Annotated in this window: 13 protein-coding genes; 11 read left to right on the forward strand and 2 right to left on the reverse strand. The window is 35.5% G+C overall.

All coding sequences use genetic code 11. From position 1 onward, the window contains the following. Positions 1-120: 120 nt before the first annotated feature. Together HW120_RS00655 and topA are read right to left on the reverse strand one after the other, a co-directional pair. The gene (locus HW120_RS00655) at positions 121-1,272 is read right to left on the reverse strand and encodes a formimidoylglutamase (protein WP_177729967.1); all 1,152 of its coding nucleotides are present in this window, start codon (positions 1,270-1,272) and stop codon (positions 121-123) included. 2 nt (positions 1,273-1,274) lie between these two features. Beyond that, a complete protein-coding gene (topA, locus tag HW120_RS00660; protein WP_177729968.1) occupies positions 1,275-3,794 on the reverse strand; it encodes a type I DNA topoisomerase in 2,520 nt (839 codons plus the stop codon). 425 nt (positions 3,795-4,219) lie between these two features. Here topA and HW120_RS00665 point away from each other — a divergent pair, with 425 nt between their 5' ends. The 11 genes from HW120_RS00665 (at position 4,220) to HW120_RS00715 (ending at position 16,264) form a co-directional block, all read left to right on the forward strand. Beyond that, positions 4,220-5,785, forward strand: coding sequence for a vitamin K epoxide reductase family protein (locus tag HW120_RS00665; protein ID WP_177729969.1), 1,566 nt, complete (start codon positions 4,220-4,222; stop codon positions 5,783-5,785). Positions 5,786-6,405: 620 nt separating this feature from the next. After that, positions 6,406-6,630, forward strand: coding sequence for a hypothetical protein (locus HW120_RS00670; protein ID WP_177729970.1), 225 nt, complete (start codon positions 6,406-6,408; stop codon positions 6,628-6,630). Between the two features lie 26 nt (positions 6,631-6,656). Beyond that, entirely contained in the window at positions 6,657-7,613 is a 957-nt protein-coding gene (locus tag HW120_RS00675; RefSeq protein ID WP_177729971.1) for a hypothetical protein, read from the forward strand. Continuing rightward, complete coding sequence (locus HW120_RS00680) at positions 7,607-8,497, forward strand: ATP-grasp domain-containing protein (protein WP_177729972.1); 891 nt, start codon at positions 7,607-7,609, stop codon at positions 8,495-8,497. The genes HW120_RS00675 and HW120_RS00680 overlap by 7 nt, the downstream gene beginning before the upstream one ends. A 553-nt stretch (positions 8,498-9,050) precedes the next feature. Beyond that, positions 9,051-9,254 (forward strand): hypothetical protein, encoded by a 204-nt coding sequence (locus HW120_RS00685; protein ID WP_177729973.1) that lies wholly within the window; start codon positions 9,051-9,053, stop codon positions 9,252-9,254. Between the two features lie 63 nt (positions 9,255-9,317). After that, positions 9,318-10,328: a hypothetical protein gene (locus HW120_RS00690; protein ID WP_177729974.1), complete on the forward strand. Its 1,011-nt coding sequence runs from the start codon at positions 9,318-9,320 to the stop codon at positions 10,326-10,328. A 4-nt stretch (positions 10,329-10,332) separates the two neighbouring features. Further along, on the forward strand, positions 10,333-11,301 hold the full coding sequence (gene gwsG, locus HW120_RS00695) for a grasp-with-spasm system ATP-grasp peptide maturase (RefSeq protein WP_177729975.1): 969 nt from the start codon (positions 10,333-10,335) through the stop codon (positions 11,299-11,301). Next, positions 11,294-11,500: a hypothetical protein gene (locus tag HW120_RS00700; protein ID WP_177729976.1), complete on the forward strand. Its 207-nt coding sequence runs from the start codon at positions 11,294-11,296 to the stop codon at positions 11,498-11,500. Before gwsG ends, HW120_RS00700 begins: the two co-directional genes overlap by 8 nt. After that, complete coding sequence (gene gwsS, locus HW120_RS00705) at positions 11,497-12,570, forward strand: grasp-with-spasm system SPASM domain peptide maturase (protein WP_177729977.1); 1,074 nt, start codon at positions 11,497-11,499, stop codon at positions 12,568-12,570. The genes HW120_RS00700 and gwsS overlap by 4 nt, the downstream gene beginning before the upstream one ends. A gap of 173 nt (positions 12,571-12,743) precedes the next feature. After that, positions 12,744-14,939 (forward strand): peptidase domain-containing ABC transporter, encoded by a 2,196-nt coding sequence (locus HW120_RS00710; RefSeq protein ID WP_177729978.1) that lies wholly within the window; start codon positions 12,744-12,746, stop codon positions 14,937-14,939. A 29-nt stretch (positions 14,940-14,968) separates the two neighbouring features. Beyond that, a complete protein-coding gene (locus HW120_RS00715; RefSeq protein ID WP_177729979.1) occupies positions 14,969-16,264 on the forward strand; it encodes an HlyD family secretion protein in 1,296 nt (431 codons plus the stop codon). Positions 16,265-16,344: the final 80 nt, after the last annotated feature.

The raw sequence follows: 16,344 nt of genomic DNA on the forward strand, positions 1-16,344 counted from the left end.
TATATTTTTAAGGGCGTAAACCTATTTATTTATTTTCTAAAAAACAAAGATTTTATTAAAAAAAACTTAAAAAAAACAATAAAACACAATTTAGGCTTTAAATAACCGTTTTTTAAACAATTATACCATATTTTTCTTTTGCGCCTTCCACCAACGCTCTGGAATCTCATGGTTTGTGGCACCTAGATAATCCTCATATGTGCAAGGTAATAACGTGTTTCTTTTTAATTTATTGTTAAAACTTGTTAAAAAAGGTATTTCTATCCACCAACGCTCCGTTTTATCGCTTTTATAGAAGATTAACTCTTCGTCTTCCAGCGGCACGATATACTTCAAATAGTCCTCACGGCTGCCAAAAGGATATTCTTTCGAACGGTAGTGAAATCCTTCAATAAAATACCAGATAATCTGTCCGATTAGAACGGCTTCACTCTTCGAATTATTGTGGTTAAAAACACCAAAAGAAGTTACCTTATCGCTAATTCCCGCATAACGCGAAAGCACGCAGATTTCCTTACCGTTAAATCCATTTGGAATAAACTGTGTGAAGTTCCCGGAATCGCTTGATTTTACCGATGTAAGATCCAAACTCACCAGATCGGCATCCCTGAAAACAGGTTCTGCAATGGTTGAGTTATTGCAAATCTCACCCAGGCGGTAGGCATCGAAATACAGTTTTTCAATCAGATCAATTTCTTCCTGTGAGTTAAAATAGGTCTGATAACCGACATTACTATAGTTAAACAAATTATTAGGCTCTTCCACGATCATTTTGGTCAGAAAAGAATGCGCCGCTAATTGCTCTTCATCTTTTTCAAAATCAAACTTACTGTCAATTGCTACTACATTTACCATTTGCTCCAACTGGTCGTAGGCTCTGTAAATGGCATAGGTCAGATCCTGAGAACCACCTATAACGATCGGGATAACGCCGTTTTTTATCAAATGTGCCACCGCAGTACGCAGCACATAATAAGTATCTTCAGAAGAACTTCCTGCCACCACATTTCCTAAATCTACGATCTGTGCATCCCAGTTTCCCGGGAAAAGGCTGTAAAATTCTTTTCGGATAGCAGTCAGATCCGTATGTTCATTATGACCTTCAAAGCCTCTGTTTTCATGCACTCCGATAATGGCAATGGCAGCGTTTTCAATATTCGGAAAATCCGTTTCTGTATGAAAAACCACTTTTCTCCCCAACGTTTGCACGTTAAGGCCCTGAATAAATTCTAAAAAGTCAGCATCAACCGGCTGAATATAATCAAATGCCATTTTTATTTCTTTTTAGTAGTTGTTTTTTTAGCTGCCGGTTTTTTCGCCGCAGTCGTTTTCTTCGCTGCTGTTTTTTTAGCCGGTGCTTTCTTCTCAATCAACTCCTTCACTTCTTCCAGTGTCATTTTTCCGGCATCGACATCTTTGGAAAGCTCAATCTTAACCTTTCCTTTCAGGATTACAGAACGTCCCCATCTTGCTTTTTCAACACGGATCCCTTCTTCTTCCCAATTGTGAATTACCTTATCGATATCTTTCTGTAATTTCTCTTCAATCAGCTCCACAAGATCCGATTGTGATAAATTATCAAAATTGTATTTTTTATTAACGTTGATAAACATACCGTTCCACTTGATAAAAGGTCCGAAACGGCCCACTCCTTTTTGTACCGGCTCATTTTTATACGTCCCGATAGGAGCATCTGCCTGTTCTTTCTCTTTGATCAGTTCCATAGCGCGCTCTAACGTAACATCCAAAGGTTCTTCGCCTTTTGGCAACGAAATAAAAGCACTTCCGAAACGCACATACGGTCCGAAACGACCGTTATTTACCTCTACTTCTTCTCCTTTATAGGTACCTAAATTTTTAGGCAGTAAAAACAGGTTAAGCGCTTCTTCCAGCGTTATGCTTCCGATATTCTGCTCCGGACGCAAGCTTGCAAATTGTTTGTTATCGTCATCAACATCGCCAATCTGAGCCATCGGCCCGAATTTCCCTAAACGAACACTCACCGGTTTACCGGATTTCGGATCCGTTCCCAGGATTCGTTCCCCGGATTCTCTCTCGGCGTTTTCTTCTACATTTTTAACGGTAGGATGGAAATGATTATAAAAATCACGCATCATCATCGCCCAGTCTTCATTTCCGGCAGCAATCTCATCGAAGTCCTGCTCTACCTTTGCCGTAAAATTATAATCTAAAATGGTTTCAAAATTCTTAACCAGGAAGTCATTTACAATGATACCGATATCGGTAGGAACCAGTTTCCCTTTGTCGGAACCGAAGTTTTCTTTTAATTCCTGACTTTTTACCTCACCGGCTCTTAAGGTTAACAGGGCATATTTACGCTCCTGACCTTCAAAGCTTCCTTTTTCTACATAATTTCTATTAATAATCGTAGAAATTGTTGGCGCATAGGTAGACGGACGTCCAATGCCAAGCTCTTCCAGTTTTTTAACCAGCGAAGCTTCCGTATAGCGTGCCGGCGGACGGGTGAAACGCTCCGTAGCAGTGATATAATTGTTGGTCAGCTTTTCATTTACTTTTAAAGCCGGCAACATCCCTTCCTGTTCTTCTTCCTCATCGTCATGTCCTTCCAGATACACTTTCAGGAATCCTTCAAAAAGTAATACCTCTCCGATTGCCCCGAATATTTCTTTATGATTGCCTGCTTCGATCTTCACATTCGTACGCTCTAATTGCGCATCACTCATCTGGGAAGCCAATGTTCTTTTCCAGATCAGATCATACAAACGTGCCTGGTCTCTGTCAATATTCACAGTATGGCGCGACATATCCGTCGGACGGATAGCTTCGTGCGCTTCCTGTGCTCCTTTGCTTTTGTTAGCGTAATTTCTGGGCTTGCTGTATTCCTTACCATACGATTTGATGATTTCCGCTTCTGCAGCAGCCATCGCTTCCTGCGACAGGTTCACACTGTCCGTTCTCATATAGGTAATTAATCCGGCCTCATACAGACGCTGCGCCATCATCATTGTAACACCAACCGGGAAATACAGCTTTCTTGCCGCTTCCTGTTGTAATGTTGACGTGGTAAAAGGAGCTGTTGGTGATTTTTTAGTCGGTTTTGTTTCCAGATCCGATACTTTATACTGGGAACCGATATTTTGTTTTAAGAAAGCTTCTGCTTCCTGTTTTGTTGCAAAGTTGTGTGGTAATTTTGCTTTAAAGGTTTTTCCGGCTTCGTTTGCAAATTCGGCAGTAACGCTATACGATCCTTCGGCTTTAAAGCCCTGGATTTCACGCTCACGTTCTACAATTAAACGTACGGAAACCGACTGAACACGTCCGGCAGATAGTCCTCCTTTTACTTTTTTCCATAAAACAGGCGATAATTCATATCCTACCAAACGGTCTAAAACTCTTCGCGCCTGCTGGGCATTCACTAAGTTATAATCAATACCTCTTGGGTTCTCAATTGCCTTTTGTATTGCCGTTTTGGTAATTTCATGAAAAACAATACGTTTTGTTTTGCTCTGGTCCAATTTCAATTCTTCTACCAAATGCCATGCAATAGCTTCTCCCTCACGGTCCTCATCGGAAGCCAGCCAAACGGTTTCTGCCGACTTCGATAGATCTTTAAGTTTTTTAACCAGAGCCTTTTTATCGGAAGAAACTTCATACTTTGGTTTGAAATTATTTTCAACATCCACCCCAATTTCTTTAGAAGGCAAGTCGGCTATATGCCCGTAACTTGATTCTACCTGATAATCTTTTCCTAAAAATTTTTCTATAGTTTTTGCCTTTGCAGGCGACTCAACGATCACTAAATTCTTTGCCATACTTCTACTGTTTGTCCGGCAAAAGTATATGATTTTTTTAAATATTACATTTTTGGTTTTCTAAAACACAATTATTTTATGGGGATACAACACCTGTAACAGGCATAATCTTCTTTTTCTTTAAGAAATAAATTACGGCTTCTGTCTTAAAGCAAACCCGGTTTTTAAGGCATCGTTTCCACCGGCCGACATTAGCCAATAAAACACTATATTCCAACAGTATAAATCTAAAAAGCACTGTTACAATCCAATTTCTCCCACTGTAAAAACCGCATCCAGACCTGGTTTTTCACGGTCTTTTTCGTTTCTTATTTCTAAAATATACAGAAATAATCAAAAAAATTAACATTTAAAATTTTGGAGCCACGCACTTTATGATGATTTTTGATAAAACAATTCTCACTTATTACTAAAATAATCACGATATGCACTCTTTTTTAAATCTTATAAATGATTTCCTAAATAAAAATCTGCATTTCTTAGACAAAGAGGATTTAAACCTTCAGTTGTTATCCCATGAAGATTATCCGAGTTTTCGTTCGGTTTCCGACACTTTCGACTATTTCGGAATAGAAAATCTGGTAGCCAATGTGCCGGTGGATGCTTTGGAACAGTTACCGGAATATTTTATGGCTTTAATCAACGTGGACAAAAAAGACGTTATTGTTTCCATTCACAAGACCAAAAGCCATATTAAATGCAAAAGTGCCGACGGTAAAAAATCGGCCTACAGTTATCCCGATTTTAAAAAGATCTGGCCCGGAACGATAATCGCTGTTGAAAAAAACGAAAAACCGGAATCCAAAAGAGAAACGTCTACACTTCTTGCCTTCGGCTGTGCGCTGGTGTTGTCCTTATTATTATTTGCCTTTCCGTTTTCCTTACCGGTTACAGCATTAGGGGTACTTTCTGCTTTAGGTATTTTTTTAAGCGTCCTTATTATTAAGGAAGAACTCGGAATTCACGATAACCTGTCTTCCAGAATATGCAGTTCCCTTAACGAGAAAGGAAGCTGTTCCAAGATCATTACCTCATCGGTACAATTTTTAGGGGTGATTTCACTGAGTAATGCCACAGCGGTTTTCTTTATTTCACAATTCCTCATATTGCTTTTTGCCGGTTTTGACAGTATCTTTTTTACGGCACTTTTACTTTCCTCCATACCGGTATTGCTTTTTTCGCTATACAGTCAGGCGTTTATTCTAAAACAATGGTGTGCTTTGTGCCTGGGTATTGTTTTAATATTACTGGCCGAAATTGCAACCGTTTTTAGCAACATCGCTCCTTTTGAGATTAATAGCAGCTATATTCTTAAAGCACTCCTTATTATAACACTTACCTATTTAGGGGTCTTTTATACCAAAGCGCTTTTAACCAAAAGTATTGCACTTAAGAAAACAAAAATCGATTTCCTGAAATTCAAACGAAATCAGGGTTTATTTTCCACTTTACTCCACAAGAAACAACTGGAAAAGAACAACAGTATTCCGCAGGAGTATATTTTAAGTTTTGGGTCAAAAAACCCGGTATTAACCATAAACGCCGTTACCAATCCGCTTTGCGGCTATTGTACGGATGCCTTTAAGGCATATTACAATCTTTTGGAAAAACACGGAAACGATATTCAGATCAATTTTGTTCTCAGTGTTCCGTTTGAACGAACGGATAATGTCGCGACAAAAATCGCAGCCAGTTTTTCGGAAGCCTATTCCGGTAATAAAGACACCGCACTCTCCATTTTAAAAGAATGGTTTGATGAAAAAGATATTCCGCAATGGGAGAACAGATCTGTACCGGTTCATCAGCACACACTGGATTTACTGACCGCGCATCGAACCTGGTGTGACAACCACAGTATTCATTATACACCGGCAACTTTTATAAACGGCTACCATTATCCTGCCGAATATACCTTACAGGAGTTTTCTTTATTTGCCGAGCAAATGATCGAACAGCTTCGTGAAGACACGGTTTTGGTTTATCAGAATTAAACACAAGTATATCTGACACCACACCCCCTTTCCATTTCAAGAAAAATCAACAAACTTTCGAATCATACATACCTCACTATAGGGCATGTATGATTCTCCCTTTATATCTCGTTATCTTTCAGTTACTTTTTTTCTCTTGACCGGTATTATACCTCCCTTCCTAATCAAATTAACACTCTCTTAGTTGATTCAGCTTTTTATCAATAGCTTGTAAAAACAATGATTTCTTTTTAGCAAAGTATGTCACTACTTTGACCGTGTATTCAAAATAATGGTTGCTATTTTGGTCTTTTTCCTTTTCAAAAAAACAATTCTTTCCTACCTCATTAATACTCATTAGTACTTTTTTGTTTTTTTTAATTTAACTGAGTGTCTTTGAGTAGTCTATTTTCATAAATATATTAAAACTAACATGCATATTTGTATGCAATTATGATTAAAACTTATTCATTTCCAAAGATATATAAGTTTTAGTTCTTGTTTTTAGGATTAGCACTTAGTCAATACTTAAGTTAAAGAGTTGATGAATTACAGCGTTCAAATGATTCTACAACTTATAAGATATTTGCTGAATAAGTTAAATTCAACTAAGTAGTATTTATTAATTTAATTTATAATTTATGGAAAAATTTGGTTCTAAATTATTTGAAAAATTTGAAGATGCAGTAATTGTTAAACAATCTAAACTAAAGATTAATGGCGGTCGTTTTGGATCGGTAGAATCGGCAGCAACTGGAGATACGGAGTGTACCATGGGCGGGCAAGATTGTGGAGACAATGTTGGAAGCACTGATGTATTTACCGATTCAACACCTACACAAGTAGGCCAAGATGGTTGTAACTAATAACGTTATAATGTTAAATTTAACAAATGAAGAGGACGATTTCCTCTTCATTATTTTTTACAAGATTGATGAAAAACATATGCAAAATAACACTTTTATTTTTTATTTGGTCTTATTCAGCAGGCCAAAATAAAAGAGATTTATTCATACAAGATTCTATTTTAAATGTTTTAAACAACCTCAATGTCAATGAAAATGAATATTCTAAACTCAAAAACAATATTTTAAAATTAGAATTATTAAGTGGTTATGAACCTGATATTAAGTATCGTTTTTTAAACAAAAGTTTTGAACATGGCGACATTCTTTATTTTAAAAAGGAAATGACAATATTAGTCGAAAAATTCGGATTTAATGTAGCCTATATGACCGGAAAAGAAAAATACTATAATTCAATAATGACCGGTGATCTATCAAAATGGTTTAAGAAAATGTTTTTAAAATATCATTTAAAATGGTTAGAAAATAATTTTGAAAAACAGCTTGATTTGCGAAAACTAAATGAGCTGGCAATGAAAGATCAGCTTGTAAATGGTTTTGCTGCTGAAATTTCTCAAATACCTCGTTTAGACTCAATTCAAAAAAAGGAAACATTAAAAATACTTTCCAAATACTTCTACAAGAACGCAGTCGATTTATATAATATAACTCAAAAAAACAATAATTATCCAAATGGTAAATCTTTCGCTTTGATTCAAAATAGTTTCGGGATAATTGAAATTCACAATTTACAGGCTAAGGATAATTACAATAACTATTGGGAATTATTTTATCAATATTACAAAAAGGCATATTTAAAAGAACAGATTACCTATATAATTTTTAGAAATTACGACAACTTCTCATATCTACATTATGGTTTTCAAGTTTTCGGTTTGATCAATATTAAAGATATACCTGAGTATTTCAAAAAAAACAATAATGAAATTCCAGTGAAAGACCCCGATTTTATGAACAAAATTAAATCCCAATTTAGATGGTAATGATTTTAAGTTCTCCCGATGATTTTTCAACTAATGATGTAATTGACTGGTTAAGGTATTATAACATCTCTTTCTTACGAATCTCGATTAATGACATTATTAAATATAAATCGGTCTCTATTAGTGATTTTGAGTTTAATATAGAGTTTATGGTTAATGAAAATAGCTACTATCTATACGATTTCACTGCTTTCTGGTATAGAAGAAGTCATTACAATATTTTCATCAATAAAATTGTTGGAAACAATAAAATCATTAAACAGATTAACAAACACTTACAAGTTGAAACAAATGAAATTCACAAACTCTTTACTAATTATATTCGAGAAAAATCAATCAATAATTACAATGACATATCCATAAACAAATTAGAAGTTTTGAAATTAGCGACTACTATTGGTTTAAAAATTCCTGATACCCTAATAACCACTAAAAGAATTGCGGTTTCCCATTTTATGAGAAAACATTCAAAAATTATTACTAAAAATTTTTCTCAAGGAATTTTCATTTATAATAAAAACAAATCTTTTAATTCAATAACGAATATTGTTACCAAAGAAATATTCGACATATTACCAGAAGAATTTTCCTATAGCCTATTTCAGGAGCATATTAGTAAAATATTTGAATTAAGGATTTTCTACTTAATGGGTACCTTTTATTCAAGTGCAATATTTTCTCAAAATGACCCTAAAACATCAGTAGATTTCAGAAACTATAACAAGGACAAACCGAACAGAACACCTCCGTATATATCCAAATGGAAAGGTGATAAAGATTACAAATCATTAGAAAAAATTGGGGTAATCAGTAATAAGACTGGTTTTTCAATAGATCTAAAAAAAGTAAAAAAAATAAATACCGATATATGGATGAATATCTAAATTTAGGTTAATATAATAATTATCCTGTTTTGTACCAGAATTAATAAATTCTTCTGCATCCCTCAATAATTTTAACTTTCAAATCATACTCACTATAGGGCATGTATGATTCTCCCTTTATCCTCATTATCTTTCAGTTACTTTTTTTCTCTTGACCGGTATTATACCTCCCTTCCTAATCAAATCAACACCTTCTTAGTTGATCCAGCTTTTCATCAATGGTTTGTAAAAACTATGATTTCTTTTTAGCAAAGTATGTCACTATTTTGACCGTGTATTCAAAATAATGGTTGCTATTTTGGTCTTTTTTCTTTTCAAAAAAACAATTCTTTCCTACCTCATTAATACTCATTAGTACTTTTTTGTTTTTTTTAATTTAACTGAGTGTCTTTGAGTAGTCTATTTTCATAAATATATTAAAATTAACATTCATATTTGCATACAATTATGATCAAAACTTATTCATTTCCAAAGATATATAAGTTTTAATTGTTGTTTTAGGATTAGTACTAGCCAACCTATTTAAAAAATGTTTAATTAAAATTTTTAGACCATGAAAAAATTAGAAAGTTTAAGGCAGGATAAATTCCAATCCTTTAAAGAAAATGAAATCCAAAATGCTTTTAACATTATTGGAGGTGTAAAAGTAGCAACGACAATTGGTGGTAGCCCAGACTGCTATGATTACCGCACAAATGAAACAGGATCCGTTGACGGAGGAGGTACACCAAGAGATTTTTGGTATAGGGATTGTTAATCCGTTTAGCTATTAACAGGTAGTGTTACGATCATTAACACTGCCTGTTCAAATATCTTGTTTATGAAACAAAAAGTAATATTCTTGCTTAGTCTTTACTCTTGCCTGGTTTTCTCACAAGCCAAGGATTACACAGACTATCATAAGCTGATCAATAAAGCTGAGGAGCTTTACTTTATTGAACACAAAACGGATAGCTCCCTGTTTTTTTACAATCAGGTTTTTAAAGATTATGACTTTATATATACTAAAGACCTGATTAATGCCGCCCAAATAGCTTTTTTTGAAAAAAAGCCATATCGCTTTTACATTGAAAAAGGATTCGAGCAAGGCTTAAAAATAGCACATTTAAAATATTATCCTCTATTTAAAAAAGAGTTACAAAAATTAAACAAAGACCCTAAACTCAAAAAAACATATATCCAAAACAGGAAAAAGTATATTTCAAGAATTGACTTTGATTATCTGAATGACATTTACTATCTCGCAATTAAAGACCAATTAGATAAACGAAAACCAAAATATATAGATACGGTATATAAAACAACACAAAAACTTCAGGAATATATAAAAAACAAGGGCTTTCCCGGAGACAGGTTAATCGGAATTGCGGACAGTACCATATTTCAGGAAATTGGAAAATCTTATCTGGATTTATATCCACAGCGAAAAAGACATAAAGAACTCTTCTATATGGGTTCTGATGAACAAAGTTTATCAACAGAATGGCCACAAGTCATTCTTGTTCACAACCCCTGTTCTTTTTATCTTATGAAAGAAACTTTATTAAACGAAATTAAAAAGGGAAATATTCACCCAAGAGATGTTGCCCTTATTCATGACAATGCATACCGCTACAGAGATTTCCCCTATTACTGCGACAAAATAAAGTTAAAAGGAACTTATCTTTTAAATCCTGCATCTTTAGAATACCTCAAAAACATAAACCTGGATGAAGTAAATGCAATGCGAAAAAAAATGTTTATTGTTTCAACAATGGTTGATGACAAAAAGAAAGAATATGAGATAAAATATGGCTTTAAACTTTTTTCAGGTTTCTGGGACTGCCGATAAAATTATGAAACAAATTTTAATTCAATCAGAGCGTGACGATTATAGTACAGATGATGTACTATCCTGGCTGTATTATCTTGATCGCAATTTAATAGTCAATACCCTTTTCGACAGTTACCCCATCAATTCACTGAGCCTTGAAATGAGTAATAAAAACAAATTATCCATAACTGTCAATGCCCTAAATCTTGACCAGCAAAACTGTTTTTGGTACAGGAGAGGCCAGTTAACCACCCCTTTTAAAGATACCGGTAATTACTCTAATATTCAAAGTAAAGTTCACAAGGAAACCATGCAGCCAATACGGGAGTTCTTAGAAAGCAACAGTACTACAAATACGATTAATAGATTTAAAGATAATTTTGTAAACAAACTTGATATGCTCTATCTGGCTTTATCATTGAATATTAAAATCCCTAACACTTTAATTACTGAAAAATCAACCGAATTATTCGAATTTGTTTCCAATAATATTACGGTAATTACCAAACCAATAAAAAATCCATTTATAAATTTTATTCACGGAAATTTTACAGTCAAATTTTCAACACATTCGAAATTAATTACCATAGAAGACATCCCTAAGAACACCTCTTATTTTATGCCTTCATTTTTTCAAAAATATATTGATAAAAAATATGAAATCCGATCCTTTTATCTTGACGGAGTTTTTAAAAGCATGGCGATATTCAGCCAGGAAAATGAAAAAACAAAAATTGATTTCAGAAACTACGATTATATCCGCCCCAACAGATGTATTCCCTATAAATTACCCGACAATTTAGAAAAGAAACTTCATAAGCTAATGAAAAAATTGAACCTGAATTGCGGCTCATTTGACATTATATGCACTCCAAAAAACGAGTATTATTTTCTGGAAGTCAATCCAATTGGACAATTTCAATGGCTAAGCAGACATTGTAATTATTACATAGAACGTTTAATTGCTAAAAAAATACTTATTGATGGATAAAATTAAAAAAGAGCTATTAAGAGATATAAAAGAAAATCCAAAAAAATATCCCTTTATTGCAAAATACTGGGATATTGAACTTATAACAGAAAAAGAAACCCATAGTATAGCATTTGGCCACTTTGGGACTAAAGCATTTAATGCTGTACCGTTTTACAAACCATTTTCTAAAATAATTGATTTATCAAAATTACAATGAAAAAGGACTATATAAAACTGTTTACGGACTGTCAGATTGTAATGGGGAAAAACAGGGCAATTATTTGTGACCTTCAAAGAATCAAATATGTATTTATCCCAATCAGTCTGGCTTCTTTATTCAACCGGCAGGGAATACTCGATTTGAGAACGATAAGGAGTAAGCTTGATAACGATAATTTCGCGATTTTTAAAGACTATTTAAAACTATTACAGTTTCATGAATTTATATTTGATTGTACTAAAAATGAAGCAGCCCGTTTTCCAGCATTAAGTCTTGAATTCGATTATCCGGCTACGATTTCAAACGCAATATTGGATTTCGATAAAAACTCCCGACATGATTTAAAAGCAATAATCAATACTTTTTTTATCCCTGCAAATTGCAGATATATCCAAATACGTTGTTTTGATGAAGTAGACATGCTCTTTTTAGACAAAATCATCCATGACATCAATAGTAGTTTTATCAAAGCAATCGATTTAATCATCAAAAATTCTAATAATTTCTCTTATGAGAAACTCGCTAAATGGGTTTTCAATAATAAAAAAATAAGGAGTCTAACTATTCATTCATCACCTGAAAATAAAATCATACAAAACGAAAACTACGGCTTTAGTGTTGTAGTGGCCATCAAACAAAAAATCACATCCGAAAACCACTGTGGAATAATTCATCATAGTACTTTCAGTATAAACATCGAAACCTTTACCGAATCCCAAAAAAACAATACCTGTCTGAATCGGAAATTAGCTATTGACAAAGAGGGTAATATAAAAAACTGCCCGTCCATGAACGATAGTTTCGGAAACGTTAAAAATACATCTTTGAAAAAAGTATTCAGTAACCCTGATTTTAAAAAATACTGGCAAATCAATAAGGATAGTATCGATGTATGCAAAGACTGTGAGTTTCGTCACATTTGTACCGATTGCCGTGCTTATATTGAAAATCCTGAAAATCCTTTTTCAAAACCGTTAAAATGCGGATACAATCCCTATACAAATGAATGGTCAGAATGGAGTTCCAATCTATTAAAGCAAAAAGCGATACATTATTACGGCTTATAAAAGTTTAACTCTTAAAGTTAATATTTAAAGTTTTGTAGTATTTTTTTTCAATAAAAAAATAAATTTAAAAACTTTCCTTTACAATATTTATATATTTGTGAGTATAGAATTATCCACAAAATGAATACAATTGTAATCCTATTATGCACCATTAGCCCTAATTTTAATAAATAATGTCGCAATTCCCATTCTACAAACAAGCCGATTCCAAAGACTGTGGTCCCACGTGTCTTAAAATAATTGCCAAGTATTACAAGAAAGTCATCAACATTCAGGAATTAAGAACATTAGCGGAAACAACCCGTGAAGGAAGTAATCTTTTGTCGCTGAGTGATGCGGGAGAAAGAATCGGATTTCGCACCTTAGGGGTTAAAATTTCACTGGAGCGCCTGCAGGAAGTTCCGCTTCCCTGTATCCTGCACTGGAATAACAACCATTATGTTGTACTGTATAAAGTCAAAAAAAACAAACTTTATGTTTCCGATCCGGCACACGGTTTATTAGAATATGACAACGAAGAGTTTTTAAAATTCTGGATCGGCAATAATGCAACACCTTCAACAGAAGAAGGGATTGCGCTGTTAATCGAACCGACTCCTAAGTTTTACAATACCGAATTTGACACCAACGACAGCAACAGCGCTTTTGGCTTTGGCTTATTGTCGCGTTATGTCCTTCGCTATAAATCCTTTTTATTACAGCTGATTATCGGATTACTGGCTGGCAGTATCCTGCAGCTGATTTTTCCTTTTATGACACAAAGTGTCGTGGACGTTGGTATTCAGAACCAGAACATCCACTTCATTTACCTGTTATTAATCGCGCAGCTCTTTCTGTTCTTCGGAAAAACTGCCCTGGAATTTATCCGAAGCTGGATCTTGCTCCATTTATCGACACGTATTAATATCTCTTTAATATCCGACTTTTTCATCAAGCTGATGAATCTGCCGATCTCCTTTTTCGATGTCCGGATGACCGGAGACATCATGCAGCGAATCAGCGACCATCACCGGATTGAACGAATACTGACCACCTCCTCTTTGAGTGTGTTATTTTCGTTTATCAACATGCTTATCATGGGTGCCGTTCTGGCCTATTATAACCTGACAATCTTTATGGTATTCTTTGTCGGCAGTTTTTTCTATTTCGGCTGGGTTATCCTATTCCTGAAAAGACGTGAGGCATTGGACTACAAACGCTTTTCGGAAGTGAGCCAGGAACAAAGTAAAGTAATTGAGCTGATCAACGGGATGCAGGAAATCAAACTGCACAATGCCGAAAAGCAAAAACGCTGGGGCTGGGAATACATACAGGCACGTTTGTTTAAAGTTTCAATGAAAAGCCTGGTGCTGGAACAAACGCAGAGTATCGGTTCCAATTTTATCAACGAATTAAAAAACATCCTGATTATCTTTTTGTCGGCTAAATTAGTTATCGACGGACAGATCACTCTGGGGATGATGATGGCAATAAGTTCTATTGTAGGAAACCTTAACGGACCGATCGTACAGCTGATCGGATTCATCCGGGAAGCGCAGGATGCCAAAATATCGCTGGCGCGTTTATCGGAAATCCATGACAAGGAAGACGAATCGCAGGATGAAGACGAAAAAACACATGACTTCCCGAAAGACGAAACCCTTTCCATTAAAAACGTGTCGTTCCGATATACCGGTTCCGACCTGCCGGTACTGGAAGATGTCACCTTAACCATTCCGGCTAAAAAAGTAACGGCCATTGTAGGGGTCAGCGGAAGTGGTAAAACAACCTTAATGAAAATACTGCTGAAATTCTACGAGCCAAACAGCGGTGAAATATTACTGGGCAGAACCAACCTGAAAAACATGTCACAAAAAACATGGCGGGCACATATTGGCGCGGTAATGCAGGAAGGTTATATTTTCAATGACACTATTGCCAATAACATTGCTTTGGGGGCGGACAAGGTCGACAAGGCAAAATTATTATACGCAACCGATGTTGCCAATATCAGGGATTTTATTGACGAACTTCCTTTGGGTTTCAATACTAAAATCGGGATGGAAGGTATCGGAATGAGTACCGGGCAAAAACAACGTCTGTTAATCGCCCGTTCCGTATATAAAAATCCGGAAATGCTCTTTTTTGACGAGGCGACTTCGGCATTGGATGCCAATAACGAAAAAGTAATCATGGAAAAACTGGATGTGTTTTTTAAAGATAAAACGGTAGTGGTTATTGCCCACCGTTTGAGTACCGTTATGAACGCCGACCAGATTGTCGTTTTAGACAAAGGCCGGATCATCGAAGTGGGAACCCATGAAGAATTAGTCAGCTTAAAAGGCAATTATTTTGAACTGGTAAGAAACCAGCTTCATTTAGGGTCATAAAAAGATATTGCAACAAACAAAAAGACACAATGCCTCAAAAAAAGAGAACCGATTTAGAATTAAGAAGCGAAGAAGTACAGGAAATACTGTCTGAAGTACCACATTGGATGATCCGATGGGGAAATATCGTTATACTTACTATTATTGTATTGTTAATCATACTGGCATGGTTTATCCGTTATCCGGACATTATTACAACAGAAATCGCGATAACCACCCAAACACCGCCTGAAAAACTGATTGCCCGTTCTACCGGTAAAATTGAAAAGATATTCATTGAAAACCGCAAAATGGTCAAACAGCATACGCCTTTGGCAGTTATTGAAAACACTGCAAATTATAAGGACGTATTCCTTTTAAAAAGCATCACGGATTCCCTGAAGATGAACAACAGCTTTAGCTTTCCGTTCGAAAAATTAACCGCCCTGCAGTTGGGTGACATTTCCAGCGTGTTTGCCATATTCGAAAAAGACTATGCCACCTACGAACTGAACAAAGACTTACAGCCTTACCGTGTGGAAGACACTGCCCAGCGATTTGAATCGGTGCAGCTAAAAGAACGCATGGAACTTTTAACCCAGCAGGTTTCTATTGCCCAAACCGAATTGCAGCTGAAGAAAAAAGAACTGGAACGCTACAAACGTTTGTACGAAAATGGCGTTATTGCCTCACAGGAATGGGAAACCAAAAACATTGATTACCTTCAGAATGAGAAAAACATCAAAAGCCTGAATTCCCAGATTTCCCAGATTCATTCCTCCTTAAATGAATTGAACCGAAGCAACAAAACAACCAAAATAAACGAAACAAAAGACCAGATCACCTTCTTTAGAAACATGGCACAATCGTACAATCAGCTGAAAAAAGCGATTAGCGACTGGGAACTGGCCTATGTGCTTCGTGCTTCCATTCCGGGAGAAGTGTCCTATTTACAGATCTGGAAAGAGAACCAGACCATCACAACCGGCGACAATGTTTTTACCGTTATCCCGGATTCCAAATCCCGCTATATCGGAAAAGTAAAAGCCAGAACAACCAATTCCGGTAAACTGAGAATCAACCAGAACGTGAACATCCGCCTGTTAAACTATCCGGACCGCGAATTCGGGATTGTAAAAGGAAAAGTAAAATCCATTTCCTTAACGCCGGACAAAGAAGGTTTCCTTTTAATTGATGTCTCGCTACCAAAAGGACTGGAAACATCCTATAAAAAGAAGATCATCTTCCAGCAGGAAATGAGCGGAACGGCAGATATTATCACGGAAGATCTACGATTACTGGAACGATTGCTGTACCAGTTCCGGGACATCTTCAAACGTTCCTGATCCCCGAAAGCGCTTTTCATCCTTTTTTAAAAGCTTCGCCAACAGCAAAAATCAGATTAAAATTGATGTTAAACAAAGCT

Origin of the sequence: Flavobacterium inviolabile (assembly GCF_013389455.1) — a bacterium.
In the GTDB taxonomy this organism is placed as follows: domain Bacteria; phylum Bacteroidota; class Bacteroidia; order Flavobacteriales; family Flavobacteriaceae; genus Flavobacterium; species Flavobacterium inviolabile.

Bases quoted from the DNA above. Each gene is read 5' to 3' on its own strand.
- HW120_RS00655 (WP_177729967.1), bottom strand. From the start codon at position 1,272: ATGGCATTTGATTATATTCAGCCGGTTGATGCTGACTTTTTAGAATTT.
- topA (WP_177729968.1), bottom strand. From the start codon at position 3,794: ATGGCAAAGAATTTAGTGATCGTTGAGTCGCCTGCAAAGGCAAAAACT.
- HW120_RS00665 (WP_177729969.1), top strand. From the start codon at position 4,220: ATGCACTCTTTTTTAAATCTTATAAATGATTTCCTAAATAAAAATCTG.
- HW120_RS00670 (WP_177729970.1), top strand. From the start codon at position 6,406: ATGGAAAAATTTGGTTCTAAATTATTTGAAAAATTTGAAGATGCAGTA.
- HW120_RS00675 (WP_177729971.1), top strand. From the start codon at position 6,657: ATGAAGAGGACGATTTCCTCTTCATTATTTTTTACAAGATTGATGAAA.
- HW120_RS00680 (WP_177729972.1), top strand. From the start codon at position 7,607: ATGGTAATGATTTTAAGTTCTCCCGATGATTTTTCAACTAATGATGTA.
- HW120_RS00685 (WP_177729973.1), top strand. From the start codon at position 9,051: ATGAAAAAATTAGAAAGTTTAAGGCAGGATAAATTCCAATCCTTTAAA.
- HW120_RS00690 (WP_177729974.1), top strand. From the start codon at position 9,318: ATGAAACAAAAAGTAATATTCTTGCTTAGTCTTTACTCTTGCCTGGTT.
- gwsG (WP_177729975.1), top strand. From the start codon at position 10,333: ATGAAACAAATTTTAATTCAATCAGAGCGTGACGATTATAGTACAGAT.
- HW120_RS00700 (WP_177729976.1), top strand. From the start codon at position 11,294: ATGGATAAAATTAAAAAAGAGCTATTAAGAGATATAAAAGAAAATCCA.
- gwsS (WP_177729977.1), top strand. From the start codon at position 11,497: ATGAAAAAGGACTATATAAAACTGTTTACGGACTGTCAGATTGTAATG.
- HW120_RS00710 (WP_177729978.1), top strand. From the start codon at position 12,744: ATGTCGCAATTCCCATTCTACAAACAAGCCGATTCCAAAGACTGTGGT.
- HW120_RS00715 (WP_177729979.1), top strand. From the start codon at position 14,969: ATGCCTCAAAAAAAGAGAACCGATTTAGAATTAAGAAGCGAAGAAGTA.